Annotated in this window: 20 protein-coding genes; 11 read left to right on the top strand and 9 right to left on the bottom strand. The window is 71.1% G+C overall.

Translation table 11 applies throughout. The features are described 5' to 3' along the window. The first annotated feature begins 511 nt into the window (after positions 1 to 511). Positions 512 to 2,590: a hypothetical protein gene (locus WME76_RS13535; RefSeq protein ID WP_437960542.1), complete on the top strand. Its 2,079-nt coding sequence runs from the start codon at positions 512 to 514 to the stop codon at positions 2,588 to 2,590. Between the two features lie 242 nt (positions 2,591 to 2,832). Here WME76_RS13535 and WME76_RS13530 read toward each other — a convergent pair whose 3' ends face one another. From WME76_RS13530 to minD, 4 genes are all read right to left on the bottom strand, one after another. Continuing rightward, positions 2,833 to 3,468 carry a hypothetical protein gene (locus WME76_RS13530; RefSeq protein ID WP_437960541.1) on the bottom strand — a complete coding sequence of 212 codons (636 nt, stop codon included), beginning with the start codon at positions 3,466 to 3,468 and terminating at the stop codon, positions 2,833 to 2,835. Then, positions 3,465 to 4,730, bottom strand: a complete 1,266-nt coding sequence (locus WME76_RS13525) for an AAA family ATPase (RefSeq protein WP_437960540.1) — start codon at positions 4,728 to 4,730, stop codon at positions 3,465 to 3,467. The genes WME76_RS13530 and WME76_RS13525 overlap by 4 nt, the downstream gene beginning before the upstream one ends. A 277-nt stretch (positions 4,731 to 5,007) precedes the next feature. Further along, complete coding sequence (gene minE / locus WME76_RS13520; protein WP_433936556.1) at positions 5,008 to 5,319, bottom strand: cell division topological specificity factor MinE; 312 nt, start codon at positions 5,317 to 5,319, stop codon at positions 5,008 to 5,010. A gap of 11 nt (positions 5,320 to 5,330) precedes the next feature. Continuing rightward, positions 5,331 to 6,158 carry a septum site-determining protein MinD gene (gene minD, locus WME76_RS13515; RefSeq protein ID WP_437960539.1) on the bottom strand — a complete coding sequence of 276 codons (828 nt, stop codon included), beginning with the start codon at positions 6,156 to 6,158 and terminating at the stop codon, positions 5,331 to 5,333. 400 nt (positions 6,159 to 6,558) lie between these two features. Here minD and WME76_RS13510 point away from each other — a divergent pair, with 400 nt between their 5' ends. Beyond that, entirely contained in the window at positions 6,559 to 10,524 is a 3,966-nt protein-coding gene (locus WME76_RS13510) for a serine/threonine-protein kinase (protein WP_437960538.1), read from the top strand. A 33-nt stretch (positions 10,525 to 10,557) separates the two neighbouring features. Here WME76_RS13510 and WME76_RS13505 read toward each other — a convergent pair whose 3' ends face one another. Then, on the bottom strand, positions 10,558 to 11,127 hold the full coding sequence (locus tag WME76_RS13505) for a dihydrofolate reductase family protein (RefSeq protein WP_437960537.1): 570 nt from the start codon (positions 11,125 to 11,127) through the stop codon (positions 10,558 to 10,560). Positions 11,128 to 11,525: 398 nt separating this feature from the next. On the opposite strand from WME76_RS13505, the gene WME76_RS13500 reads away from it, so the two are divergent. The 4 genes from WME76_RS13500 (at position 11,526) to WME76_RS13485 (ending at position 15,915) form a co-directional block, all read left to right on the top strand. After that, positions 11,526 to 12,041 carry a hypothetical protein gene (locus WME76_RS13500; protein WP_437960536.1) on the top strand — a complete coding sequence of 172 codons (516 nt, stop codon included), beginning with the start codon at positions 11,526 to 11,528 and terminating at the stop codon, positions 12,039 to 12,041. Positions 12,042 to 12,057: 16 nt separating this feature from the next. Continuing rightward, positions 12,058 to 12,942, top strand: a complete 885-nt coding sequence (locus WME76_RS13495; RefSeq protein WP_437960535.1) for a hypothetical protein — start codon at positions 12,058 to 12,060, stop codon at positions 12,940 to 12,942. 154 nt (positions 12,943 to 13,096) lie between these two features. After that, positions 13,097 to 13,726 carry a winged helix-turn-helix transcriptional regulator gene (locus WME76_RS13490; protein ID WP_437960534.1) on the top strand — a complete coding sequence of 210 codons (630 nt, stop codon included), beginning with the start codon at positions 13,097 to 13,099 and terminating at the stop codon, positions 13,724 to 13,726. Between the two features lie 314 nt (positions 13,727 to 14,040). Then, positions 14,041 to 15,915 (top strand): c-type cytochrome, encoded by a 1,875-nt coding sequence (locus WME76_RS13485; RefSeq protein ID WP_437960533.1) that lies wholly within the window; start codon positions 14,041 to 14,043, stop codon positions 15,913 to 15,915. Between the two features lie 45 nt (positions 15,916 to 15,960). Here the strand turns inward: WME76_RS13485 and WME76_RS13480 are convergent, their stop codons facing one another. Next, positions 15,961 to 16,911, bottom strand: coding sequence for a LysR family transcriptional regulator (locus tag WME76_RS13480; RefSeq protein WP_437960532.1), 951 nt, complete (start codon positions 16,909 to 16,911; stop codon positions 15,961 to 15,963). A 123-nt stretch (positions 16,912 to 17,034) separates the two neighbouring features. Here WME76_RS13480 and WME76_RS13475 point away from each other — a divergent pair, with 123 nt between their 5' ends. Beyond that, the gene (locus WME76_RS13475) at positions 17,035 to 17,883 is read left to right on the top strand and encodes an oxidoreductase (RefSeq protein ID WP_437960531.1); all 849 of its coding nucleotides are present in this window, start codon (positions 17,035 to 17,037) and stop codon (positions 17,881 to 17,883) included. A 94-nt stretch (positions 17,884 to 17,977) separates the two neighbouring features. Here WME76_RS13475 and WME76_RS13470 read toward each other — a convergent pair whose 3' ends face one another. Then, entirely contained in the window at positions 17,978 to 19,051 is a 1,074-nt protein-coding gene (locus WME76_RS13470) for a hypothetical protein (RefSeq protein ID WP_437960530.1), read from the bottom strand. 200 nt (positions 19,052 to 19,251) lie between these two features. Between WME76_RS13470 and WME76_RS13465 the strand changes: the two genes are divergently transcribed. The 4 genes from WME76_RS13465 (at position 19,252) to WME76_RS13450 (ending at position 24,061) form a co-directional block, all read left to right on the top strand. After that, a complete protein-coding gene (locus WME76_RS13465; protein ID WP_437960529.1) occupies positions 19,252 to 20,028 on the top strand; it encodes a hypothetical protein in 777 nt (258 codons plus the stop codon). Between the two features lie 221 nt (positions 20,029 to 20,249). Beyond that, positions 20,250 to 20,687: an NADAR family protein gene (locus tag WME76_RS13460; RefSeq protein ID WP_437960528.1), complete on the top strand. Its 438-nt coding sequence runs from the start codon at positions 20,250 to 20,252 to the stop codon at positions 20,685 to 20,687. Between the two features lie 160 nt (positions 20,688 to 20,847). Beyond that, on the top strand, positions 20,848 to 22,974 hold the full coding sequence (locus WME76_RS13455) for a hypothetical protein (protein ID WP_437960527.1): 2,127 nt from the start codon (positions 20,848 to 20,850) through the stop codon (positions 22,972 to 22,974). A gap of 565 nt (positions 22,975 to 23,539) precedes the next feature. Beyond that, a complete protein-coding gene (locus WME76_RS13450) occupies positions 23,540 to 24,061 on the top strand; it encodes a hypothetical protein (RefSeq protein ID WP_437960526.1) in 522 nt (173 codons plus the stop codon). Positions 24,062 to 24,176: 115 nt separating this feature from the next. On the opposite strand, the gene WME76_RS13445 is transcribed toward WME76_RS13450, so the two are convergent. Both WME76_RS13445 and WME76_RS13440 read right to left on the bottom strand, forming a co-directional pair. After that, positions 24,177 to 24,728: a hypothetical protein gene (locus WME76_RS13445; RefSeq protein WP_437960525.1), complete on the bottom strand. Its 552-nt coding sequence runs from the start codon at positions 24,726 to 24,728 to the stop codon at positions 24,177 to 24,179. A gap of 288 nt (positions 24,729 to 25,016) precedes the next feature. After that, positions 25,017 to 25,700 carry a hypothetical protein gene (locus WME76_RS13440; protein WP_437960524.1) on the bottom strand — a complete coding sequence of 228 codons (684 nt, stop codon included), beginning with the start codon at positions 25,698 to 25,700 and terminating at the stop codon, positions 25,017 to 25,019. Positions 25,701 to 25,759: the final 59 nt, after the last annotated feature.

Genomic DNA, 25,759 nt, shown 5'->3' with positions numbered 1-25,759 from the left:
CAGGACGCATCTTCCCGCCACAGCCCGGTGACCGCAGCGTGGACGCGGCCCCTTCGACACGGCCCGAGCCGCCATGGCGGTGCGCGTCGGCGTCACCCATTTTGTGCACCGAGCAAAGCATCTTCGCGGCGGCGCGCGAGCCGGGAACAGAGAAGCTCGCGACAGAATGTAATGCTTGCCCCGGACGTAAACACCATCCATATTCCCGTCGCGCTCGGTTGTAACTGATCGCGAGAGCGACCGGCGCTCGAGCAGGGCATCGCAGGATCGTCACCTCGAACGATCCAGAAGGCCGCGCTGCACGACAGCGCGGGCCACGGCGGCGCGTGTCCAGGCCATGGCGAGCGTGATTGATCCGCTCATCAGGCCGGCGCGCGGCGTTCTCCAGCGCTCGCCTCGACTCCATCTCTCTTTGTCCTCGAGCGCGCGCCCATCGGCGGGCGCGCGCTCGTCATCATGGTCGTTTCCAGGAGGTCTCATGTTCTGCAAGCGTTCGAGTTCGAGCACTTCGGTGCGCTCGTTGTCTGTCTCTGGCTCCGCCGGGACATGGCGGAGGGCGCGGCACGCCGCGCTGGCCGCGCTCGCGCTCCTGCCTGCTGCGTGCGCGGACTTCGAGCCGGAGGACGGGGACGTGGACGGCTCGAGCGAGCTGTTCGACGCGACGGAGGTCGAGCTCGGCGAGGCCGCCGAGGAGCTCTCGTTGCAGTTCCCGATCGACCCCCTGAAGTCGCTCACCGTCACGGAAGTCGACATCGTGTCCCAGTTCTCGCTGAAGGACGTCCTTCAGCAGCTCGTCACCCAGTCGGGCGTCCCGGGCCTCACGCCCCTCACGCTGTTCCGGCGGTTCATGGACACGTACCGGGAAGCCCCCGGTCTCTTCCCCTCCGTCGCGCATTGCAATGACGTGGCCGCCAACCCGAACGACGTGTTTCCTCCCCCGCAGCCCGGCGAGACGCCCACGACGGGGTCCATCAACGGGTGGCCGGTCCGGTGCCCCCGGACCGTGGGACAGGAGTCCGCCAGCGATCCGTTCTCCACGACGGCCGGCGACAATGCGTACATGGCGACGACGCTGGCGAACCGCTTCGATCTCGCCCCTCCGGACGGCGCCCACTGCGGGGAGTACCGGATCGTGTTCGCGCGGAAGTCGGGCCACCCCGACTTCGACTCTGCGAGGCCCGACCAGACCTCTCGGCGCAATTTCATCATCTTCGAGGGCCGGCTGCCCAACCCGACCCCCAGCCTCGGCCGGGAAGGATGCCGTCCCATCGTCCAGTTCTGGCTGAACCAGTCGAGCCCCTCGAAGAGCGTGGCGACCCGGGCGGCGGAGCTGAAGTCCTTCTACTTCAATGGCCTGCCCGCGTCCGGCGTCGGGCCCGTCATCCACATCGACAACTACGGCCACACGCCGGGCCCGAACAACGGCCAGATCCGGACCAACGAGTTCCTGCTGTTCCAGGAGGCGTTCGACGCCTGGTCGCTCCGGGAGTACAGGCTCACGCACGGCACCAGCGTCAGCCCCTCGCTGAACGTCGTCCCGTCCTTCGTGAAGGACAACCCGTCAGCGAAGCTCTTCGCGCCCGGCATCTCGGGCGATTCGCGGGTCACCAGCTTCCAGAGCACCGTCCTCCCGAACATGGTGGAGAGGCTCGCCGCGGCCGATGACGTCAACCGGTTCGCGTACCCGTCGGCCCTGCCCAGCTCGATGAACGCGGGCGAGAGCCTGATGATCCCCCTCCAGAACAACTACCTGAACGCGATCGGCAGCGGGACGTCGACCCTGAGGACCAACATCGCGAACAAGCTGACCGCCATGGGCAGCAACCTGTCCGGCACCCCCGGCAACCTGTCCGTGGATCAGATCGTCGGGCGCGCTCAGTCCCTCGCCTGCGCGGGGTGCCACGAGCCCGTGGACGCCAGCAACAGCCCCAGCAGCAGCCTCAACGTGGGCCTGTCGGATCCGTTCCCCAAGACGCTGATCTTCACCCACACCTCCGAGAAGACGGAGCCGGTCGACCCGAACAACGTGAATGGTCCGCGGCGCTTCATCCTGTCGACGGCCGTCCTCGACGTGTTCCTCCCGTTCCGCGAGAGGGTCATGACCGACTTCCTCCTCGACAATGCGACCCTCGGGTTCGAGAAGCCGGGCGCGTGGACCTCATCGCAGGCCCTGCTCGCGACCCACACGGGCCGGGTGCAGGAGGGCATCGCGTCGCTGGAGGTCCGGACGCCGAGCTCGTTCAACGCGATCGTCAGCCCGAACTTCAGCACCTCGGGCCTCACGCCGGTGGGCAACAAGATCAAGCTCGATCTCTTCGTGTCGAAGCAACAGCCGAACCCGAGCTGGGTCGGCAACCTGGAGGTGCTGATCTCGATCCCGTCCGCCGGCATCAACAACCAGTGGGTCGGCAACGTCGTGCTCAACGGCCTCACCCGGGGCGTGTTCAACACCGTCTCGTTCGCGCAGCTCCCGGCGGCCACCTTGGCGGCGCTCAACGCGGCGCCGAGCGACGTGAAGCTGCAGTTCAACTTCAACGTGACCGCCAACTCCGGCCCCTACTACATGGACAACATCCGGTTCGAGAACTGATTCGCGCCGCGCTCTCGTGAGCAGGGTCCCGGCGTCCCCGCGCCGGCCCCCTGCCTTGCGTGGCCGATCTACCTCGACCCTCGCACGATCCGCGCCCCCTCGCGGGCCCCTGCTACGAGACCCCACAGGACGAGCACATCCGTTGCCTCGAGCGGGAGCGGGAGATCGCCACGGCCGAGGGCACCCCGCCGAATACAGCAGTCAGGCACGCCGCAATCGTCAAGTCCAGGAACGATCCCGGGTCATGCCCCTCCGGGCAATCCTGGCGAGGGCGCGAGCGCTGCCTGGGCGGTATCTCTCCAGCGGATGAGCCCCTTCGCGTCGTCGGGCACCTCGCTCAGATCCGGGCACTGCTCGACGACACGCACCATGGACGCCGTGCTCTTGAGGGCGAGCCCCGCTTTTTCTATTTCCCGACACGCGCGCGCCGGAGTCATGCCCTCTGTCCCACGCTGGCCGAGCAGCGCGAGGATCCATCCCTCGAGCGATGGGAGCGCAACCTCTCCGACCACCGCGAGCGGCCTGGACAGCCCCGCGCGGGCACGTTGAACCCCCACGAGGACGGCTTCTTGCCGCGCCGCGCCTTCATCGTCGCCGTCCCGGCTGAAGGCGACGATGTCCGCCTCGGCTTCCTCCGCGCGCAGGATGAGCCGCTCTATCTGCTCCGCTTCGGTGGGCGAAGGGCCGCGCGCCCGCAGCTTGCAGAGGTGCTTCCATTGAAGTGCACCCACGACGGTCCAGCCGTCGCGGCGAATCCGAGCGAGCAGCGCCTCGAGGATCCCGACCTCCACGTTCGACTGGTACGACGGGTGCCCGGCTCGCGAGCCGAGCTCGTTTCGCCCTTCGCCTGCCAGGAAGACGCGCAGCGGGCCACTCACATGCGCACCTGGCCGTGAAGCAACGGGGCCTCGTCGGTGCCATTCGCGTAGCTCACCCACAGCTCACCGAGGGCGTAGACCTTGGAGCGCTTCTCGAAGCCGGGCGTGTCCTCGAGCAACGTGCCCTTCGATCCCTGCTCCTCATCGCGCACGACGACGGTGACCTCGCTACCCGAGAGCTCGTTGACCACGAGGGGGCTGTGCGTCGCGATGAGGACCTGCGTGGTCGTCGATATCTCGCGGAGCACGCTCATGACCTCGCCGATCCGCGAGGGGTGAAGGCCGTTCTCCGGCTCCTCGACGAGGAGGACGGGCGCGCGATCGGCGTTCGATGACGCGAGGAAAGCCAGGAAGTAGAGCATTCCTTCGCTCATCAGCGCGGCCGGGACCGGCTTTCCGCTGTGCAGCGTCACCTCGACGCTCTTTTCGGTCTCGCTGATCGAGGGGATATGCAGGCTTCGCACGCGTGGAAACATGCGCAAGAAGCGGTCGCGCAGCGCGAGGTAGCCGGCCTCGTCGCGGTCGCGGATCGCCTCCAGCACGCCGGGCAAGCCGTAGCCACGCTCGTCGCGGAACCCGATCCGTACGTTCCGCGGGATCAACGAGCACGGGCGGCGGAGCGCGTCCGGGTCGAGACGGAGCAGGCTTGCTGGGGCGATCCACGCGGCGAGCTCGTGGGCTTCTCGGTCGATGTCGGCTGCCACGGATGCCATACCGCCATCGACGAGCCTGCCGACGTCCGTAGAATTGACCAGCGCGAGGTTCCCGGGTTTTATGGGAGTGCTTCCGGACGGTGTCTTCGATGACACAGAGCCGTGGACAACCCTCACGACCGCGTGCGTGGCGACCGAGGGAAGCAACCCGGGCAGGTTGCCGTGCTGGAGCGGCCACTCGATCGCTTCTTGTCCCTGCGTGTCGGAGACACGCAGTCGTTCGACGCTATGACCGCCCTGCCGCGCCAGCTCGTACCACGTCGAGTGTCCGCGGAGGCGTGCCCGGATCCGTGCTTCTCCTGCGTCCGGCGCGGGCCAGCGAGCATCCCCTCCGGCCAGGAGCTGCATCCCCTCGCCGCCCCTGGCCGCCCCTGCGATGAGCAGCGTCTGTACCGCGCGGAGGATCGTACTCTTGCCGCTGTCGTTCGGCCCGACGAAGGCATGGAGGGGCGACAGGCGAAACGAAGCGTTCGAGACGCAGCCATAGCCGCTGATCTCGAGATCCTCGATGAATCGCTGCGAGCCGGCCTCTGGAGCGGTTGTGGTCATGGCGTTCGCTGCGGGCAATGAGACGAGGGGCGTCAGCCGTCGCGCGCGCGAGTGCGTCCCACGGCGCGGCTACGCTCGCCAGAGAAGGGAAAGCAAGGGGCTTCGACGATGTCAAGGGTGAACCGCCGCGTCCGCCCTCGGCGCATCCGGAGCCGGATGGCCGCCCTCTTCGATGGGCGCGACGCGGCCCGCAGGGGCCCTCGGGCCTTGCTCATCCACGCGGTGACGGGGTGCTCGGCACCCCGCGCCGCCAGAGCCGCGCCTGGGCGACGAGCGTCTAGACCCGCGCTCCGGTCGGCGCCCGCGTCGCCGCCGCGGCGCGCACCGCCGCCTTCTCCGACTCGGACAGCACCACGTTCAGCTCGAGCACGTCGCAGTCGCCGCTGCGCTCGACGTTGACGCTCACCTGATCCAGGTCGATCCGCTCGTACTTCGAGATCACCTGGAGCAGCTCCTGCTTGAGCCGCGGCAGGTAGTCGGGCTCGCCCGTCGGGCGCACGCGCTCGCGCGCCACGATGATCTGCAGTCGCTCCTTCGCCACGGTCGCCGACTTCGGCTGCGACCTCCGGAAATAATCCATGATCGACATGGCAGAACCCCCTAGGCGGTAGCCGCCTGGCCGCCGAAGATCCGGCTGAAGAACCCCTTCTTGGCAGGCTCCAGGAAGCGGTGCGGGCGCTCCTCGCCGAGGAAACGCTGGACCACGTCGAGGTAGGCCTGCGCCGCGTCGCTCGTCGGATCGAGCACCACCGGCGTCCCGGCGTTCGACGCCTGGAGCACCGCCGTCGACTCCGGGATCACCCCGAGCAGCGGGATGCCGAGCAGCTCGAGCACGTCCTGGTGCGCCAGCATCTCGCCCTTCGCCACCCGCGACGGCGAGTACCGCGTCAGCAGGAGGTGCGTCTTCACCGCCTCCTCGCCGAGCTCCGCCCGCCGCGTCTTCGCGTCGAGCAGGCCGAGCACGCGGTCCGAGTCGCGCACCGACGAGACCTCGGGGTTCGTCACCACGATCGCCTCGTCCGCGAAATACATCGCCATCTGGGCGCCCCACTCGATGCCCGCCGGCGAGTCGCAGAAGATGTACTGGAACCCCGCCGCGCGCAGCTCGTCGAGGATGCGACCCACGCCGTCCAGCGTGAGCGCGTCCTTGTCCCGCGTCTGCGACGCAGGGAGCACATAGAGGGTCTCGATCCGCTTGTCCTTGATCACCGCCTGACGAAGCGTCGCCTCGCCGCGGATCGCGTTGACGAGATCGTAGACCACCCGGCGCTCGCACCCCATCACGAGATCCAGGTTGCGCAACCCCACATCGAAATCGATGGCGATCGTCTTGTAGCCGAGCGCCGCGATGCCGGACGCGAGGTTTGCGGTCGTGGTGGTCTTGCCGACTCCGCCTTTGCCCGAGGTGACGACGACTACCTTTGACACCAGAAACCTCCTTGAATGGTTCGTAAGACGTGGCTTGTCCGACGGCCGAGCCCGCTCGGATGCCCGTCTGCCGGCGTTCACTCAGCGCCGTTGACGCAATGGGAGCTCGGCGCCCACCGGATTCCATCGAGGCCGGGGACGCGCTCGACTGGGTACGTCATCGCGAACCGAACGAACAACTTTTTCGCGGCGAATCTTGCAGCGTACCTCGGCTTCAGAACTGGATCCAAGTTCCCTACATGTAGGACAACCCAGCGCCCCCTGCACGCCGCGGATTTCTGCCCATGGACGCGGCAGCCCGGCCGCTGGATCGGTCGATCGGCGCCATCGCGCGCCGGGCCCGTGATGCGCCGGGCCGGCGACGCGCCCACCTGTACGCTCATGCGATACTGTTGCGCCGATGACACCGGGGCAGCGGATCGGACCGCACTACGAGGTGGAGCGGCGGGCGGGGGCAGGCTCGCTCGGGACCGTCTATCTCGCGCGGAACGTCGCGACCGGCGCGCCGGTGGCCATCAAGCTCCTGAGGGATCCGAGCGAGGAGGCGCGCAACCGGTTTGCCCGCGAGGCGCGCGCGCTCGCCGCGCTGGATCACCCCCATATCGTCCGGTACGTCGACGACGGCGCGATGCCGGACGGCGAGCCGTACCTCGTCATGGAGTGGCTCGACGGCGAGGACCTCGCCGCGCGGCTCCTCCGCGGCCGGCTGGAGCCGACCGCCGCGCTCCGGCTCGCGGCCCGGGTGGCCGAGGGGCTCGCCGTCGCGCACGCGCGGGGGGTCATCCACCGCGACATCAAGCCGCAGAACCTCTTCTTGCCTCACGGCGATCTCGACCAGGTCAAGATCGTCGACTTCGGCCTCGTCCACCTCCACGACGCGACGTACGCGCTGACGCGCACCGGGCAGACGCTGGGCACCCCGTCGTTCATGCCGCCCGAGCAGGTCACCGGGGAGCAGGAGATCGATCCCCGCGCGGACCTCTACTCGCTCGGGTGCGTCCTGTTCACGTGCCTCGCCGGCCGGCCCCCGTTCGCCGCCGCGCAGCTCGTGGCCACGCTCGCCAAGGTGGTGTTCGACGAGGCGCCGCCGCCCAGCGCGCTCTGCCCCGGGCTGCCGCCGGCGCTCGACGCCTTCGTGGCGAAGCTGCTCGCCAAGAAGCCCGCCGCGCGCCCCGGCGACGCCCTCGCGGTCGTCGACGCGCTGCGGGCGCTCGAGGCGAAGCTCTCCGGGCCTGTCTCGTCGGCCGCGCCGGCGTCGTCGGCCGCGCTCACCGGCCGCGAGCGGCGCCTCGCCAGCGTGATCCTCGCCGCGGACGTCGGCGACCTCGGCCGCGGCCTCCTCGCCGCCGGCCTGCTGCGCGACCGCACCGTCCCGCTCTCCGACGGGCGCGCGCTCGACAGCGCCGGGCTGACGGCGCAGGCGCTCCGGCAGGTGGTGACGCGGCACGGCGCGCAGCTCGAGCTGCTCGGCGACGGCTCGCTCGCGGCGGTGCTCTCGGGCGCCGGCTCGCCCACCGAGCTCGCCACGAGCGCCGCGCGCTGCGCCCTGACGCTGCGCGGCCTCCTGCCCGGCGCGCGCGTGGCCCTCTCGACCGGGTGGGACGAGATCGAGCGGGCGCAGCCCATGGAGCAGGTCATCGACCGCGCCAGCGCGCTGCTCGAGGGCCGCGCCAGCGCGCTCGTCGAGGGGCGCGCCGCCGACGCGGTCGACGGCGCGCCGCCGATCCTGCTCGATCCGATGACCGCCGCCCTGCTGAGCGACAGGTTCGAGGTCGCGCGGGCTCACGACGGGCTCGTCCTCGTCGACGAGATCGAGGCCGCCGACGAGGCGCGCCGGCTGCTCGGCAAGCCGACGACGTGCGTGGGCCGCGAGCGCGAGCTGCTGCTGCTCCAGGCGACGTTCGAGGAGTGCGCCGCGGAGTCCGAGGCGCGCGCGGTGCTCGTCACGGCCGGCGCCGGGGTGGGCAAGTCGCGCCTGCGCCACGAGCTCGTGCGCCGCCTCGCCGGCCGCGGCGAGCCCGTCGAGATCTGGACGGCGCGCGGCGACTCGATGCGCGTCGGCGCGCCGTTCGGCATGCTCGGCCAGATCGTCCGGCGCGCCGCGCGGCTGCTCGACGGCGAGCCGCTCGAGGCCCGGCGGCAGAAGCTCGCCGCGCGCGTCGCGGCGCACGTGCCCGAGCACCTCCGGCGGCCGGTCACCGAGTTCCTCGGCGAGATGGTGAGCACGCCCTTCCCCGACGAGGACAGCGTGCTGCTCCAGGCCGCGCGGCAGGACGCGAAGCGCATGGGCGACCAGATGCAGTGGGCCTGGGTGGAGTTCGCCCGCGCCGAGTGCGCCGCCCGGCCGCTGCTGCTCGTCCTCGAGGACCTCCACTGGGGCGACCGGCCCACGGTCGAGTACGTCGACGCGGCGCTCCGGCTCCTCGTCGACCAGCCGCTCATGGTGCTGGCGCTCGCGCGCCCCGAGGTGCGCAAGGCGTTCCCGGGCCTGTGGGAGGAGCGGGCGCTCACCGAGCTCCGCCTCAAGGAGCTGTCGCGCAAGGCGTGCGAGCGGCTCGTGCTGGAGGCGCTCGGCCCCGCGACGCCGTCCCCCCTGGTCGAGGAGCTCGTGGGGCGCTCCGCGGGCAACGCGTTCTTTCTCGAGGAGCTCGTGCGCGCCGCGATGGAGGGCCGCCCCGACGGCGTGCCGGAGACCGTGCTCGCGATGACGCAGGCGCGCCTCGCGGGGCTCGTGCCCGAGGCGCGGCGGCTGCTCCGCGCCGGCAGCATCTTCGGCGAGGTGTTCTGGCGCGGCGGGGCGCAGGCGCTGCTCGGCGACCCGGTGGACGAGGCCGAGCTCGACGCCTGCCTCGCGGACCTGGAGCAGCGCGAGCTCGTCGCGCGCCGGCCGGACGCGAAATTCCACGGCGAGGTGGAATACATCTTCCGCCATGCGCTGCTGCGGGACGCGGCGTACGAGATGCTGACCGAGGACGATCGGGCGCTCGGGCATCAGCTCGCGGGCGGGTGGCTCGCGCGGGCGGGCGAGACCGACGCGATGGTGCTGGCGACGCACTTCGAGATCGGCGGGGAGCGCGAGCGCGCGATCAACTGCTACCGGCGGGCGGCGGAGCAGGCGCTCGGGGGCAACGACTATGCGGCGGCGATCGAGCGCGCCGAGCGCGCGATCGCGTGCGGGGCGGCCGGCGAGGAGCTCGGGGAGATCGCGACCATCCAGGCGGAGGCGCACCGGTACCGCGGGGATTTCGCGTCGGCCGAGCAGCACGCGATCGCGGCGATGGGGGCGCTGCCGGAGGGGAGCATCCGCTGGTACCGCGCGGCGAACCTGGTGGCGCTGGCGGCCTGCCCGCTGGGGCACGAGGAGACGGCGACGGGGCTGGCGAGGGCGCTGTGCGAGCGCTGGTCGGAGCGGGCGGCGCGCGGGCCCGAGCTCATCGTGATGGCGCAGGCGGCGAGCGGGCTTTTGGTGCTGCGGGGCGAGTGCGAGGACGCGGCGGCGCTGTGCCGGCGGATCGACGCGGTGGAGGGGCGGTTCCGGACCGATCCGGCGGTGAGCGCGGCGATCCTGCGGCTCGGGGTGCACCGGGCGATCCTGGCGGGGGATCTCGGCACGGCGCGGGAGCGGTGCGAGGCGGCGGCGCAGCGGTTCACGCACGCGGGCGACGCGCGCATGGCGTGCAGCTCGCGGAGCAACGCGGGGCACCTCTGCAACGAGCTCGGGGCGTACGCGGAGGCGGCGGCGCTGCTGCGGGCGGCGCTGGCGGACGCGGAGCGGCTGGCGCTGGCGAACACGGTGGCGCACGCGAAGGAGAACCTGGGGCGCGCGCTGCTGCACCTCGGGGCGCTCGAGGAGGCGCGGGCGCTGGAGGTCGAGGCGCGGCGGCACTTCGTGGCGGCGGGGCAGCGGCGGCTCGAGGGGGGGACGTACATCTACCTGGCCGAGGCGTTCCGGCTCGCGGGGGACCTCGCGGCGGCCGAGGCCGAGGCGCGGCGGGCGTGCGAGCTGCTCGCGGACATGCCGCCGCTGGCGCCGTGCGTGCTCGCGACGCTCGCGAACGTGCTGCTCGCCCAGGGGCGCACCGCCGAGGCGCTGGAGCACGCGGGGCGCGCGGCGGAGCTGGCGTCGGCGGTGGTGACGTCGCTGGGCCACCTGGAGACGGGCGAGTCGCTCGTCTACCTGGTGCACGCCGAGGCGCTGGCGGCCTCGGGCGACGGGCGGAGGGCGCGCGCGGCGATCGCGCTCGGGCGCGACCGGCTGCTGGAGCGCGCCGGGAAGATCGCGAACCGGGCGTGGCGGGCGTGCTTCCTGGACAACGTGCCGGAGAACGCGCGCACGCTGGCGCTCGCGCGCGCGTGGCTGGGGTAGCGCCGCGGCGCGCGTGTTCATCCGGCGCGCGCGTCACCTCGGCTCGTACGTCGCGACGATGTTGCCGTTCTCGAAGGTGCGCTCGGAGACGCGGCGGAGCCCGATGGCGTGGTCGAGGCCCTCGAAGAGGGTGCGGCCGCCGCCGAGCAGGATCGGCACGATGACGAACGTGTAGCCGTCGATGAGCCCGGCGCGCGCGAGCTGCGCCACGATCGTGCCGCTCCCCATCACCAGGATCGGCTCGCCGCTGCCCTGCTTCATCGCGGCGATCCGCTCCACCAGGTCGTCGCGGAGCAGGGAGGCGTTCGTCCAGCCGACCTGCTCGAGCGTGCGCGAGACGACGAGCTTCTCCATCCGGGCCATGCCCTCGGCGACCTCGGGCATCTGCTGGCGCGCGGCCTCGGTCGTCCAGAAGCCCGCCATGAGCTCGTAGGTCTTGCGGCCAAAGAGCAGCGTGCCCCGGCCGCGCCTGGCGTTCTCGGAGGTGAAGCGCGCCCACTCGGGATCACCCGCGGAGGACGCGTGGGCCCAGCTCATGTCGCCTCGCGCATCGACGAAGTAGCCGTCCAGCGAGACGTTCTCGAACACCGTCAGCTTTCTCATCGCAACCTCCTCGCGTGACCTCGTCGTCAGGCGTCAGTCCTGAATTAGGACTTGGTGGTCCTGAAGTCAAACTCCATCGTTGGCCCCATGCGTAGCTACCAGGATCCGTGCGGGATCGCGCGCGCCCTCGACCGCGTGCCCTCGACCGTGTGGGAGCGCGGTGGCGCTCCTCGTCGTGCGCGAGCTCCTCCTCGGCCCGCGGCGCTCCACCGATCCGCGCGCCGGGCTCCCTTCCACGCGACCAGACGCTCGAAAGCGCGGCGCCGACGGCGCAAGGGCCGTCCGTCCGAGGTGAATACGGGCGCCCCATCGTCACCGCGCGCGCCGTTCAGCGCAGGCGCTGCGGACCGGGTGCGCTATGGTCGCGGCGCGCTCGCAAGCGCGAAGGAGGAGCGAAGATGCTCGAATGGCGATGGCTCGGCGCGCTCTGTCTCGCCGGGCTGCTCTCGGGAGCGACCGGCTGCAAGGACAAGAACGAGCGCTGGGAGGGGGCGCAGGAGGCGGCCGAACAGCGCGCCGAGGAGAAGGCCAAGGGTGACGCGCCCAAGGCGGTCGAGGGCGGCAAGCTGAACGCCTTCTTCCCGTCCGACGGCGTCGATGGACTGAAGCGCACGTTCGAGCAGGAGAAGGACGGCTTCGTGCAGGCCAAGTACGCGAAGGAGGGCGCCGAGGCCACGCTCTCGATCAGCGACCTCGTCCAGAACGAGGACGCTCGCAAGAAGTTCGCCGACGCCACCGAGAAGCTGGGCAGCGACCCGCTGACCACGGTGGGCAAGAACCAGACGACGGCGCTCGTCGCCGACCGCTGGCAGATCAAGGTCTCGTCGCAGGCCATGGATCACGCCGCGCGCAAAGCCCTGATCGAGAAGTTCGATCTCGGCGGGCTGCGCTCCTTCAATCCCCCCACCAAGTAGCCACCGGAGAGAGTCCATGAGCGACAGCGACGATCCCATCTTCAAGCTGGTCAACGACCTGCCCGGCACCAGCGTCACCGGCGCCGTGCTCCACGCCCTGGACTGGATCGCCCCCGGCCAGTGGAAGAACATCACGAACTTCGACGAGCTCATCGCCGACGAGACGGGCGAGAGCGACCAGGACCTCATCCAGCAGGTCGGCCAGCGCGCCATCCAGCTCTACACCGACCCGTCGAACGGCTACCAGAAGGCGGTCTGGTGCTTCCAGATGGTGGACAGCCTGGACAAGACCATCGCCGCCGCCTCGGCGGTGAACCTCATCGGCCAGAAGTTCGATCTCGGCTTCCTGAAGGCCATCACCCCGCAGCCGGAGGCGGCGCAGGCGGTGGACGCGGGCATCAAGTTCGCGTGCGAGCTGGCCTCGTTCGTGTTCGTGAACGGCATCCCCGGCGACGGGGTGGCCGACTTCGCCAAGGCCATCGGCAGCTACGGCAAGAGCGACATCATGCGCCTGGCGGCCTTCGCGGCCATCGACTGCGTGCTGCCGCTGGGGCCGAACTTCATGGAGAAGATCACCGCCGCCGTCTCCGGCTCGGCGCTCACCGAGAGCAAGCTCTACAACGCCGTGGCCAAGTACCTTCCCGGTGGCGGCCCGCAGGAGCACAAGGCCCTCATCCAGAAGAACCTCGAGCAGGCCGGCGGCAAGGTCACCCAGCTCGTGCAGGAGAAGGGCATCACGCAGTCCGGCGTCCTCGACAAGGTGCGCGAGCGCATCTCCCTCTCGGACGACAAGCTCGACGTCGTGGCCGCGGCGCTCGACGTGATGACCAGCTACTACGAGCACACCGGCGTCCAGTCGGTGGCCCGGCGGGTCATCTCCCGCGCCTACTCCGAGATCTAGGCATTCGGACCATGCCCTCGGCGACCTCGGGCGTCTGCTGGCGCCCGGCCTCGGTCGTCCAGGAGCCCGCCAACCTCCTCGCGTGACCTCGTTGTCAGGCGTCAGTCCTGAATCAGGACTGGACGGTCCTGAAATCAAACTCCATCGTGGACCCATGCGTAGCTACCAGGATCCGTGCGGGATCGCGCGCGCCCTCGACCGCGTGGGAGAGCGGTGGGCGCTCCTCGTCGTGCGCGAGCTCCTCCTCGGCCCGCGGCGCTTCACCGATCTGCGCGCCGGGCTTCCTTCCGCCAGCCCCAACGTGCTGTCGCAGCGGCTGCGGGAGCTCGAGGACGCCGGCGTGGTGCAGCGGCGCGCGCTCGCGCCGCCCGTCGCGGCGACGGTCTACGAGCTCACGCCCCGGGGGCGCGAGCTCGAGCCGGTGATCGTGTCGCTGGCCCGCTGGGGAAGCCGGGCGGTCCCGCTGCCGAGCGGCGAGCTCAGCCCGAGCGCGCTGATGATCGCGCTCCGCACCACGTTCGACCCCGGCGCGCTCTCGCGCGGGAGGCTCGCGGTCGTCCTCGACGGCGAGCCGTTCTCGGTCGAGATCGCGTGCGGCGCCCTGTCGGTGGCGCGCGGCGAGCCGGAGGCGCCCGACGCGACGATCACCGCGACCGCGCGCGCGCTCCGCGCCGTCGTCTTCGCCGGATTCGCGGGACGCGAGCCGCGCGGCGTCGCGATCGCCGGCGACGCCGCCCTCGCGACGCGCTTCCTCGGCGCGTTCGCGCGCCCCGCGCCCGCCTGAGCGTCCCGGCCGGGGACCTGTCGGTCTGCGACCTCAACCTGGTCCGGGTCGCGCCGCTGTCGATCGCCACATGTGGAATCGCGGCAACACGCTATCCTTCCAGCGTATACATCTTGCGTCATCCGGCACGATTCCGGCCGCCGGAAGGCTGTGCCCCAGGCGGAGAAGGCGAATCCATGCGCCGTGCGCGCGCCCCCTGAATCCGGCGCGCCCGCTGCGATCTCGCCTATCACGGGGAGAGCGGTTGTCGTCCGAGGCTCGATGCACGACCCCGGCAACCTTCTTGCAATGCCGCGCCGGTCGCAGGAGGCGCAATGAAAGCTCGATCCGGAGCGGGGCTCACCACGCTCACCGCCATGATCTCGGCCATCGCCGGGTGCAACGTGCTCTCAGGCTATAACGAACCGTGGGACGAGAACGCACCGTCCGGCGAGTCCCAGGAGCCAGCTCCGCCCCCCAAGATCTCCGCGGTGCCGCCTCCCCCGATCAGCGGCGGGACGCTCCTTGTCACTGCCGACAAGGCGGTCGCCGTTGCTGCGGATCCGGACCGCGACAGGATCTCGATCGTCGACCTCGCCAGCTTCGAGGTGGACGCCATCCTCCGTCTGGAGAAGGACGACGAGCCCGGGCGCGTGGCCGAGGGGGCGGCTGGCTCCGTTCATGTGGCGCTCCGCCGCGGGGGAGCGGTGGTCACGATCGATCTCGCCACCAAGGAGATGCGCCGCAGGGCCGTTTGCCCCACGCCCCGCGGGATCGCGTACGACGCCTCGACAGACCTGCTCCACGTGGCGTGCGCGGGCGGCGAGCTCGTGACGCTCTCCTCGGATGTCGCTGCCCCGCCGCTCCGCGAGCTCCGCCTCGACCGCGACCTGCGCGACGTTGTCGTCGAGGGGGACTCGCTCCTCGTGAGCCGCTTCCGGTCCTCCGAGCTCCTCGTGGTCGCGAAGGACGGGACGGTGGTCGAGCGCATCAGGCCGCTTTCGTACATCCCGGGCGAGCTGTACGACCTCGAGAACGACGCGCGTGAGTTCGAGCCGGGGGTGGCGTGGAGGACGGTCCCGCTGCCCGGGGGCGGCGTGGCCATGCTGCACCAGCGCAGCCTCGTCAGCCCCGTCAGCAGCACGGGGGACGACGTCTACTACTCGTGGCACTGCGACCGGCGCTTGCTCCATACCGCGGTGACCCTCATGCGACCGCTGCCCGGCGAGGCCCATCCGTCGAGCCCGCCCCTGTCCAGGCATGGTGTTGGCGGCATCGGGGTCGGGCTGCTCGCGGTCGACATCGCTGTGTCGCCGGATGGGCTCAGCGCCGCGATCGTGCAGGCGGGCAGCGGCGATGTCATCGAGGCGCCGCTCGAGTCCCTCGAGCGGAACGACGGGATCGACACCTGCTCGCTCGCCCCTGACCAGCGCCGCTTCTTTGTCGGCGCCAGGGAACAGCCCATCGCCGTCGGCTACGACGGAGAGAGAAACCTGCTCGTGCAGATACGGGAGCCGCCGAGCATCCGGCGCTTCGGGGCCATCAGCGGCGAGGCTATCGGCACGCTCGAGCTTCCCGGGGAGAGCCGGCTCGACGATTCCCATACCCTCTTCCATGGCGACGACCGTGGATTCCGCGCCATCTCCTGCGCTTCCTGCCACCCGGAGGGGCATGAGGATGGCCGGGTATGGAACTTCGAGCCCGTCGGACCGCGCCGCACGCAATCGGTCGCAGGCGGCGTCCTCGCGACGGCGCCGCTGCACTGGGACGGTGACCTGAAAGACTTCAGGGGCTTCATGAGGGAGGTGCTCGAGAAGCGGATGGGCCGCTCGCTTCCGGACGCCGCTCACCTCGACGCGTTCGCGGCGTGGCTCGACGCGATCAAGGCCCTGCCCCCGTCGAAGCCGGCGGACGAAGGCGCCGCGGCGCGCGGCGAGGCGCTCTTCAACGACCCGACCCTCGCGTGCGCGACGTGCCATTCCGGCGAGACGCTCACGAACAACGAGACCGTCGACGTGGGCACGGGCCGGCCCTTCCAGGTGCCCTCGCTGCGCGGGCTCGCCGCGCGCGCCCCGTACATGCATGATGGCTGCGCCGCGACGCTCCACGACCGCTTCGGCCCGTGCGGCGGAGGGGATCGACACGGCGTCACCTCGGCGCTCACGCCGGCCCAGATCGACGCGCTCGTCGCGTACCTCGAGACGCTCTGACGCCGAGAGCTCCAGCCACCCCCGGGTGGCGCGGTGGATCCGGAATCACGCGGGGCCCCCACCACCGGAGACGCCGGTCCGACCTGAACGACGCTTGACCTTCTGCCGGCGAGCGCTCGTGACGCTCTCGATCAGCGCGCGGAGCTTTGGCTGCTCCTGCGTGCGCGCCGGGAAGTACAGGTAGAAGCCAGGTCCCTTCGTGATGAACGCCTCGAGCACGCGCTCCAGCCGTCCCTCGGAGAGGTCGCGCTCGATGGCCTGGTCGGGTACGTACGCGAGGCCCGACCCCGCGCACGCGAGCGCGACCATGAGCGCGATATCGTCGACGACGATGCCGCCGGGAACATCGACCGTGATCGTCTTGCCCCGGCGTTCGAGCTCCCACCGATAGACGGTGCCGCTCGCGATGAGGCGCTGGCGGATGGCGCGATGGTGGACGAGCTCCTCCGGCGCGCGCGGCCGCCCCGCCCTCTCGAGGTAGGCCGGCGAGCCGACGATCGACCACGACGAGTGGCTCGTGATCGGAACCCGCACCATGTCCTTCTCGACCGCGTCGCCGAGCCGGATGCCCGCGTCGAAGCCGGCCGCCACGAGGTCGACGAAGGCATCGTCGAGCGAAACCTCGATGGACAGCTCCGGATACGCCTCCCGCATCTGCGCCACGAGCGGAGCGAGGAGCCATGCGCCGCTCATGCGCGGCGCGGTGATGCGGAGGTTCCCGGAGGGACGTCCGCGGTAGTCACCGAGCGCGGCGAGCGCGCCTTCGACGTCGGCGAGCGCGGGCTGCAGGCGCTGAAAGAGGCTCGCGCCAGGCTCCGTGAGCGCGACGCGCCTCGTGGTCCGCTGAAACAGCACCACGCCGTACCGTCGCTCGAGGAGCTTGATCTTCTGGCTCACGGCGGTGGGGGTGACGCCGAGCGCGGCGGCGGCGGCGGTGAAGCTCCTGCAGCGGCCCACGGCGAGGAACGTCGTGAGCCCGTCGAGCGCGTCGGCCATGCCGGATTATGAATCATGGGTTCATGAAGCATCAACCATTTTGCGCATTATCTTCATGGTCGCGATGCTGCATCTTCGTTCTTGCGAGGGGGGCGCAACCCCCGGACACGAGAGGAGATCCCCATGGAAGCGAGCGAGAACAAGCGGGTGTGGTTCATCACGGGCGCGTCGCGCGGAATCGGCGCGGAGATCGCGAGCGCGGCGCTCGCCACCGGCGATCGGGTGGTCGCGACCGCGCGCGATCCGAGGAGCATCACGGACCGCTTCGGGCAGCCCGAGGCGCTCCTCCCCCTCGCGCTCGACGTGACGGACGAGGCGTCCGTCGCCGCCGCGGTCGAGGCTGCCGTCAACCGGTTCGGCCGGATCGATGTGCTGGTGAACAACGCCGGCTACGGCGTCGTCGGCGCGATCGAGGAGACCGAGGGCGACGAGGTGCGGCGCGTCTTCGAGACGAACGTGTTCGGCCTCCTCGCGGTGACGCGCGCCGCGCTTCCGCAGCTCCGGAAGCAGCGCGCCGGCCTGATCTTGAACCTCTCGTCGGTAGGCGGCTACCGGTCGGGCCCTGGGTTCGGCATCTACTGCTCGACGAAGTTCGCCGTCGAGGCGATCTCGGAGGCGCTGCACGCGGAGCTCGCGCCGCTCGGCATCGGGGTGACGGTCCTCGAGCCGGGCTACTTCCGAACGGAGTTCCTGGAGGCGAAGTCCGTCGTGGCGACGGGAAAGGTCATCGCCGATTATGCGGAGACGGCGGGCAAGGTCCGGAGCCACGCGAAGGAGGTCAGCCTCCAGCAGCCTGGCGATCCGGCGCGGCTCGCCCGCGTGGTCGTCGAGCTCGCCGGCGCGAAGAACCCGCCGATCCGGCTTCCGCTCGGCACCGACGCCATCGCTGCGATCGAGGCGAAGAACGCGTTCGTGACGCAGGAGCTCGCCGCGTGGCGCGCCGTCTCGGCGTCGACGGACTTCCCGACGTGACGCGCGCGGCGGAGAAGCTCGGCGCCCCCGCGCCGCCCCTTGCGGGGCCGCCGAACGCGGCCTGGCCGCGCGCGGCGCGGGCGCGCCCCCGCGTCTACTCGACGCAACAGAGCGTCGACTGCCCCGTCGGATCCAGCGAGCCGCTGAGGCTCGTGCGCGCGGTGCAGGTCGAGTTGGTCGGCGTGCCGACGAGGTGCGCTGGGGGCGAGTAGGCGTAACCGCAGTACCGGCCGTCCTGCGACAGATGCGCGTGATCGAAGCAGCTGTAGTCGTTACCGAGCTCGACCCGCACGTTGTTGCAATCGCCGCCGCTCGCCCTGCAGGAGCAGGACGAGCACGTCCGGGTGTCGGTGTAGCCCCGGAACCAGTCGCTCTCGCGCCGCCCGTAGCCGCTGCAGGTGGCGCTGCCCGACACGAGCGCGCACTGCTCCGCCGGGGAGCGCTTCGGGACGCAGACCTCGCCGGCGCGGCAGCCGGCGCCCGGGCTCGCGTGGCAGAGCTTCTTCGACTCGGCCCAGCGCGCCGGCGCCGGGATCGCCGTGCCGGTCGCGGTGCAGCTCTGGATCACCTCGAAGGGGCTCGCGCGAACGCCGCCCCAGCTGACGAACCCGTTGTTGATCGGCATCGCGTCGCACGTGAACCCGACCCGCTTGGCCAGGGTGCCGCCGGTGAGGCCCTCGTCCGCCTCGCACTGCGACGTGTTCGCGTAGAGGTAGAGATCCGCCGCGCAGTCCGTCGGGTTCGGCGTGCAGCCGCAGCCCTCGCACCCGCTGCCGGAGAGGCCGCGGAAGAGGAGCGTCTCCTCTTCGGTGAAGCCGTCGGGGCACGGCTCTGTCGCGTCCACGAGGACGCCGGGCTGGAAGTTCGTGGGTGCCGTCAGGCAGACCGCGCCCTCGGCGCAGTCCGGGTCCGCGCAGTCGACGGCGTCGTCGCAGTCGTCGTCTGCGCCGTTGAAGCAGTCCTCTGATCGCATGCACCCCGTCGTGGCGCTCGTGCCCGTGCTCGCGCTGGAAGGCGTCGTCGTCCCGGCACCGTTGTCACCGCCCGCACCGTCCGTACCGCCCGCTCCGCCCGCGCCCGCGCCCGCGCCGACGAAGTTGCGATCCTGGGCGCTGCAGGCCGAGAGGCCGACGAGCGCTGCGACCGCAAGCCCGCGAAAATTCATCATGCTGCCAGGATATCCGGCCTCCGAGGGCACGTGGCAGCCTCAAATGACGCGGGCGGACGCGCGCGCCGCCCGGTGGGGGCGCACACCTGGCCGCACGTGCCGCCCGTGGCGACGCTGGACGCAGGGCGGAGCCGTCCCGCCGCGCGCGATACGCTCCAGCGCCCAGCGCAGGCGAGGTCTGAGGTAGGCTCACCTACCTCATGAGCCTTCTGCTCTCGATGACCTCTTGCCCCAACTGCGGGGCACCGCTCTCCGTCGCGTCGGGGCAACGCCACGTCATCTGCATCTTCTGCAACACGAACCTCTTCGTCGAGCGGCCCGCCACCGGCGCTCCCGTCGCGCAGATCAGGGCTCAGACCGCCTCGAAGGACGACATCGAGCGCGTCAAGCAGCTGCTCGTCGACGGCAAGCGCGACGAGGCCGTCGACCACTATGCGCGGGCAGCGTCGGTGTCCAGAGACGAGGCCGAGCAAGCCGTGGCGAACGTGTTTCTCTCGGCCTACTGGACGCTCGTCCGTCACCTGCCGATCAACGGCTTCGGCTTCTTCCTCTACGCGGTCTTCGTCCTCGGGGGCGCCGGGCTCGCCGCCTGGGCCGCGACCCGGGCAGTCGAGTCGCCGGCGTACCTGATCCTCGTCGCGGCGGGGGGCCTCTTCGCGATTCTACAGCTCGCGCGGTTCCTGCGGCACCTTGCCTCCACGCTGGTCGCGTCGTTCGGCTCCCTTGGCCGCGGGCGCGTCCTCCGTTGCTCGGTGGTGCGGGAGTTCGTGAAGCAAAAGGGCTTCTTCGTCGTGGTCGTCTTCGAGGTCGCCCCCGACGACGGCAGTCCGGCCTTCGTCGACCAGGAGACCCTCTTCGTCGGCGAGGAGTCTCTCCGGAAGCTATCGCCGGGCAACGTCGTCCGCGTGCGCTTCGATGGCCGTCGCGAGCACGTCTTCCCGGCCACGCCCGTCACCGTGCTGGCGACCGCGGTCTGACGCGGAAGCCCGGGCCGCGCGAGGGCGTGGAGAGGCGGAGCAACCGCCCCAGACCACCGAGATCGGTCCTGGAGGGGCGGTCCAACCGCCCTCCTGGCGCCGTTCCCGGTCCTCGCGCGTGGTCGAGGTGCCTTCGATCCCCGGTGTGTCGAGGCCGACCTGACCCAGGTGGGGTCGCCCGAACAGCGCCGTCGCGCGAGCGCGTGGGGTAGAATCGGTCCATGACCGTCATCAACTTCTATCGCGCCGGCGACGCCTACGGCTTCTTCTCCAACTTCTCGCGCCATCCGGTCACGCTGAACGGCAAGGTGTGGCCCACGAGCGAGCACTACTTCCAGGCCCAGAAGTTCCCCGGCACCCACCACGAGGAGGAGATCCGCAACGCCCCCGGCCCCGGTGAGGCGGCCCGCATGGGGCGACAGCGGAGCCGACCGCTGCGCCCCGACTGGGAGCAGGTGAAGGACGACATCATGCGCGAGGTGGTGCGGGCAAAGTTCACCCAGCACGAGGACCTCAAGCGCGCCCTGCTCGACACCGGGGACGCCGAGCTGGTCGAGCACACAACGAACGACGCCTACTGGGCCGACGGCGGCGACGGGAGCGGGGTCAACATGCTGGGAAAGATCTTGATGGAGATCCGCGAGGAGCTGCGCCGCTGACGCTCGACAGCGCCTCTCTCTCGGCGGCCCCGGGTCTCCGGCGGCATGCAAGAGGAGCGCGCGTCCACCGGGGCACGCGGAGCCCCGTGGAGCCGTGCTTTGACGGAGACGCGAGGGCTGGTCGGGTGTACCAGGACGCCCGCGCATGAGGAGAGCATCCATGTCGAGGCGCCTGTCCTTACCCAGAGTTCTCACCGCGGCCGGGCTGGTCGCGCTCGCGTCCTGCGGAGGCACCACCGCGGCGACGCCGCCGTCGCAGTCGGCCGCGGCCGCGGGGACCGCGGGGACCGCGGCAACCGCGCCGCCGACCGCCCCCACGATGCCGCGGAGCGTGGAGTCGCTCGTCGACGTCGTCCCGAGCGACGCGGTGCTCGTCGCGAGCCTCCCGCAGGCGGGCGCGCTCCTCGCGAGCGCCCCGGCGGTCCAGGAGGCGCTCGTCCAGGAGCTCGCGGCAGTCCTGGCGCGCCAGCCCGGCGTGAGCCCGGACCTCGCCCGCGACGTCACGGCGTCGCTCGACGGCGCCATGGTGTTCGTCGGCGGCGAGGCGTCCCAGGGCGGCGCCGTGTGGGCCCTGCTCGGGCATGGCTGCGCGGCGGCGCGATTCCGCGACGGGGCGCCGGTCGAGCGCCTGCTGAAGGCGCTGCCGCAGGAGACCGGCGAGGGCGGCGCGTTCGCGCTCCGGGACGACAAGGACAGGGTGCTCGCTCACGGCGTGTGGCTCGCGGAGGCGCGGGTCGCCCTCCTCTGCGCCCGGCCAGAGCCGCTCGCGAGGGCCCTGCGCGTCGCGGGGCAGCGCGAGGCGTCGTTCAGGAGCTCCGCGCTCTTCCAGGCCGAGCGCGCGAAGGACCCGTGGCTCGCGCTCGACCTCCACCGCATGAGCAGCGGCGGCGCCACCGCACCCGAGCCCGGCTCACGGCTCTTCATGGCGCTGCCGATGAGCCAGGACACGCCCGGCCTCCGCGTGGAGCTCGCGGTCCTCGGACCGGAGTATCCCCGCCTCGGCACCGTGCTCGCGGCGACGGACCACGGAGCCATGGCGAAGCTGCCCTCGGGTGCCCTGGTGGCGCTCGGGCTCTCCCTCCAGCGAGCGCCCGGAAAGACCGTGAGCGACGTCCTCGGCGCCTTCAACGGGCTCGCCGGCGGGCCCGTCGCGGCCGCCGCCGCGGGCGCGCTCGCCGAGGTCGGGCTCGAGCTCGGCGACGTGGACAGGGCGCTCGGCGGCGAGGCCGCGATCGGGATGTACCGCGATCCGAAGCACAAGCTCGCCTTCGCGGGCGGCGAGCGCGATGCGGCGCTCCGGCACAACGCCGTGCTGATCGCGATCGCGACCGCGGATGCGGCCGCGCAGAAGAAGGTGTTCGACGCGGTCGCCGCGCACATGAAGCGGACATCGAAGAAGGTCCGGACCAGGCCGGGATGGGTGGCGGACGATCTCGACGACCACAACGAGCTGAGGGCCGAGTCGAGGCAAGGCTTCGTGCTGATCGGCGTGGGCGACCGGAGATTCCTCGCTCAGGTCGCCGCGCGCTTCGGGAAGGACAAGGAATCGCTGGCCGCGAGCCCGTCGTTCGCGGAGGCGCGGGCGCGCGCGAAGGCGCCCTCGCACCTGGAGATGTACCTCGATCGTCAGACCTTCGCGGGCCTGCTCGAAGGGGCCGCGGCGGCGAGCTTCGGCGCCCTCGGCGCCTCGCCGACGCTGCTCTCCCTGACGCTCGCGTCGAGCGACCGCGGGCTCGAGCTCGCGCTCGGCGGCCAGGGCGGCGTCGAGATCCTCGGCACGAGCGCCGCGCTCGCCGTCTACGGCGTCCGGCGTTACCTCGCCTCCGCGAAGACGGCAGAGGCGAAGAACACGGTCCTGGCGATCGCCCGCAGCGCGGTGGGGGCGTTCGAGCGCGCGGCGGGCTCGCAGAAGAACGTGCCGCCGTCGTCGCGCCACCTCTGCAAGTCGGCCAACCCGGTCCCCGCCGCCGTGCCGCGGGGAGCCCGCTACACGCCGTCCTCGAGCCCCGGACAGGACTTCAACCAGGGCGACGACACCTCGGGGTGGCGGTGCCTGCAATTCAACCTGGCGATGCGGGCCTACTACCAGTACGACTATCGCGCCGGATCGGGCTACAAGGGTCCGGCGCGCGGCGGGCCCGATCCGGGCAAGGATGGCTTCGAGGTCTCCGCGGAGGGGGATCTCGACGGTGACGGGACGACGAGCCTGTTCACGAGGACCGGGAAGATCGTCAACGGGAAGCTCGTGCTGAACCCGGAGATCTTCATCGCGGAGGAGATGGAGTAGAGCGCCCGAGGACTCTCCTCCTTTTGCCGCCCTTTCAACCGGGAAGATTGAACAGGGAGGCGGGGAGACAGGGAGTATTTTCTGGATCTTGCTCCCCGCCTCCCCGTCTCCCTGTAAATTTTCTGAAGAATCCGGGGGGATGCCTGGGTCGGGATCGGCATGCGCGGCACGCTCTGGAAGTATGGCTATGCCGAGCTTGGCGTGGGGGTCGTGTCAGCCGCTGAATCTGGCGGCTTCGCTGAGACCGCCTGCGTGGTCACAGCCGATGGCGAACTGACAGACCAGTGCGACACGTCCAGTTCCAGCGTTGCAGGGGCGATCCTCGCGGCAGAAGCTGGGCTGATGTATCGATTTCTGGGTCGCCCCCAGTCTGACGGCAATGCATTTCAGGTCGCCGTTCTCGTCGGCCCCGGGTCTCCGGCGGCATGCAGGAGGAGCGCGCGTACCGCAGCCCGGGCGGGCCTGGGATGGTGTGCAAGAAGACTCACTCTGGCACAGGCACAACCTCGTCCCGCAGAAAACCTCGCGGTTTACGCTGGCACGTCACGTGCCTCAGCGGCACGGCATGAAGACCTCGATTGGATGGCTCATCCCCGTTGCGCTGCTCCAGGTGCTCGCCTGCTCCGATCCCGTCGAGCAGCCCAGTGAAACCGGCTCGGGGGGCAACTCGTCCGGAGCAACCACGTCGTCGGGCGCGTCGAACGGCACCGGCGGCGGCCCCGGGACGTCGTCGAGCGCGTCGGGCGATACCGGCGGCGGCCCCGTGGAGTGCGACCACTCGGGAGGCGGCGCTCAGCCGGGAGCGGCCTGCACGAACGAGGACGAGATATGCGACAACGCCTGCTCGGGCTGCTGGAGCCGATGCATCGACGGCGTGTGGGTCGAGGAGTGCAATCCGTGCCCCGATGCGCTGCCCGAGAGCGGGACGAGCTGCGAGGGCTATGACGGCGTGGGGCCGTGCCTCTACAACAACGAATGCGGCACAGAGTTCGCCGAGTGCGACGGAGCGACCGGGCTGTGGGTCGTCGAGGGGGACAACTGCGGCGGCGGCGGCGGCGGCGGGGAGGACCAGGGCGGCTGCGGCTGAGCGTCGGTCTACCTCTCCGCAACCGGCGACGCAGGGCGACGCCGAGCACGGACGCCCGCGCCGCTCGCGTTATGACGACGCCGGCCCATGGCCAATCCCGCAGACGGCGCTCCCCTCACCGCTCCCGCGGCGTGACCACGCGCAGGGAGGCGCGCGCCTCGCCGATGCGCACCACGATGTCGCCCTCGCCCCAGCGCTCGTGGAGAGGGTAGGCGCGCATGAGGGTGCCATTGCCCAGAAAGCCGCTGCACAGGGCCGCCATGTGGCCGCAGCGCCGCGGCTTGACCATCAGGAAATCAGGGTGGCTCCAGGCCACGCTCTGCGATGACACCATGTCGAGATCGAAGGGCTCCCCGCGCGCGGTCAGGGCCTCGGCCACGAGCTCCACGTCGCTCTCGATGACGGCGGGCCCCTTCACGGTCAGCTTCGCGATCGGCGCGACGACCAGGGCGATGTCGCCGTTCTCGCACCGCACCACGCCGCGACCCGCGCGCCTGGCCTCGACATGGACCGGCGGCCGGTCCCCGGGGTCCACCCGGAGGACGTCGCCCCCCTCTCGGACGCGGCACGCGCCGCCGCTCTGCTCCGGAAGGAATACCTCCACGCCGACGGGCACGCGGTGCTCGCCGAGCAGCGGGTGACACCCCACCAGCCAGCAGAGCGACACGAGAACACCGGCGCAGCGGGCCAGACCGCCGCGGCGCACGGCGGCGGTGCGAGGGCGCCGCCTGCCGGGTCCCCGCGCAACGCCGGATGGGAAGTGGGGCCGGCGCATGAGCACAACCTATCATGGAGGGGCGCGGCTCGATGGGGGCATCTCTCGATGCTGATGACGGAACACTGGCGGTGGATGCATGCACCGCCAAGCCCTCCCCTCCCCCTCCCACGTCTGCCCTCTTCCGCCTGCCCTCTCCGGCGCAAGCTCGCCCCCACGACCCCAGCGCGGAGCCTCGACTCAGAAATCCGCCACGTTGAACATCCGCGCGGAGACCGATCCATCCGGTCCGTCGCTGGTGGGGAACGTCTCGGCGACCCCGCTGATCACGCCGTCGACAGCGGTGCTGCTCACCGTACCGTTCAGGTACACGATCACCTCCCTGAACTCCGCTGGATCCACCTCGGTGACCTCGTACGTTCCCTGGAGCGCGTCGAGATCGATCCGGTGGGTGAAGCTCGCCGAGCTGACCTGCAGGGCCCTGAGCTTGACCGTGAACGTCTCGTCGAACGCGCCGTCCTCCGTCGAGAAGGCCAGAGGGACCTCGATCTGCAGGTGATCGGCGCAGTCGACGGCGAGCGCCATCTCGGCGCCGCCCGAACCGCTGCTCGGCGGCGTCGTGGACCGGACGAAGCTCGCGGAGACGATCTCGCCCAGCGACACCGTCGCGGTCGTGCTGCCCCCCTTCGCCCACGTGAGCGGGGCGGAGCGCTCGCCCGACAGCGCGGCCACCACGTCCTGCGCCGAGAAGCCCAGCGCGGTCTCCGCGTCGGCGGCGATGGCCTCCGCCTCCTCGTGGCACGCCCCCTCGCCGGCATGAACTCCGCCGATCTGGCCGCTCTGAGGGTTGCCCTCGCCGCACCCGAAGAGCCCGGCGCTCATCACCGCCGCGACCGCCCAAGAAAGCCAACGCCGCTCGCCCATGATCAAGACCTCCTGCGGCCTACCTTGCGTTCGCTCACCGACCCGCGCCAGGGCAGCTT

Source organism: Sorangium sp. So ce119, from assembly GCF_051524405.1.
Taxonomy (GTDB): Bacteria; Myxococcota_A; Polyangia; order Polyangiales; family Polyangiaceae; genus Sorangium; species Sorangium cellulosum_G.
This window is presented reverse-complemented; position numbering and strand designations above follow the sequence as displayed.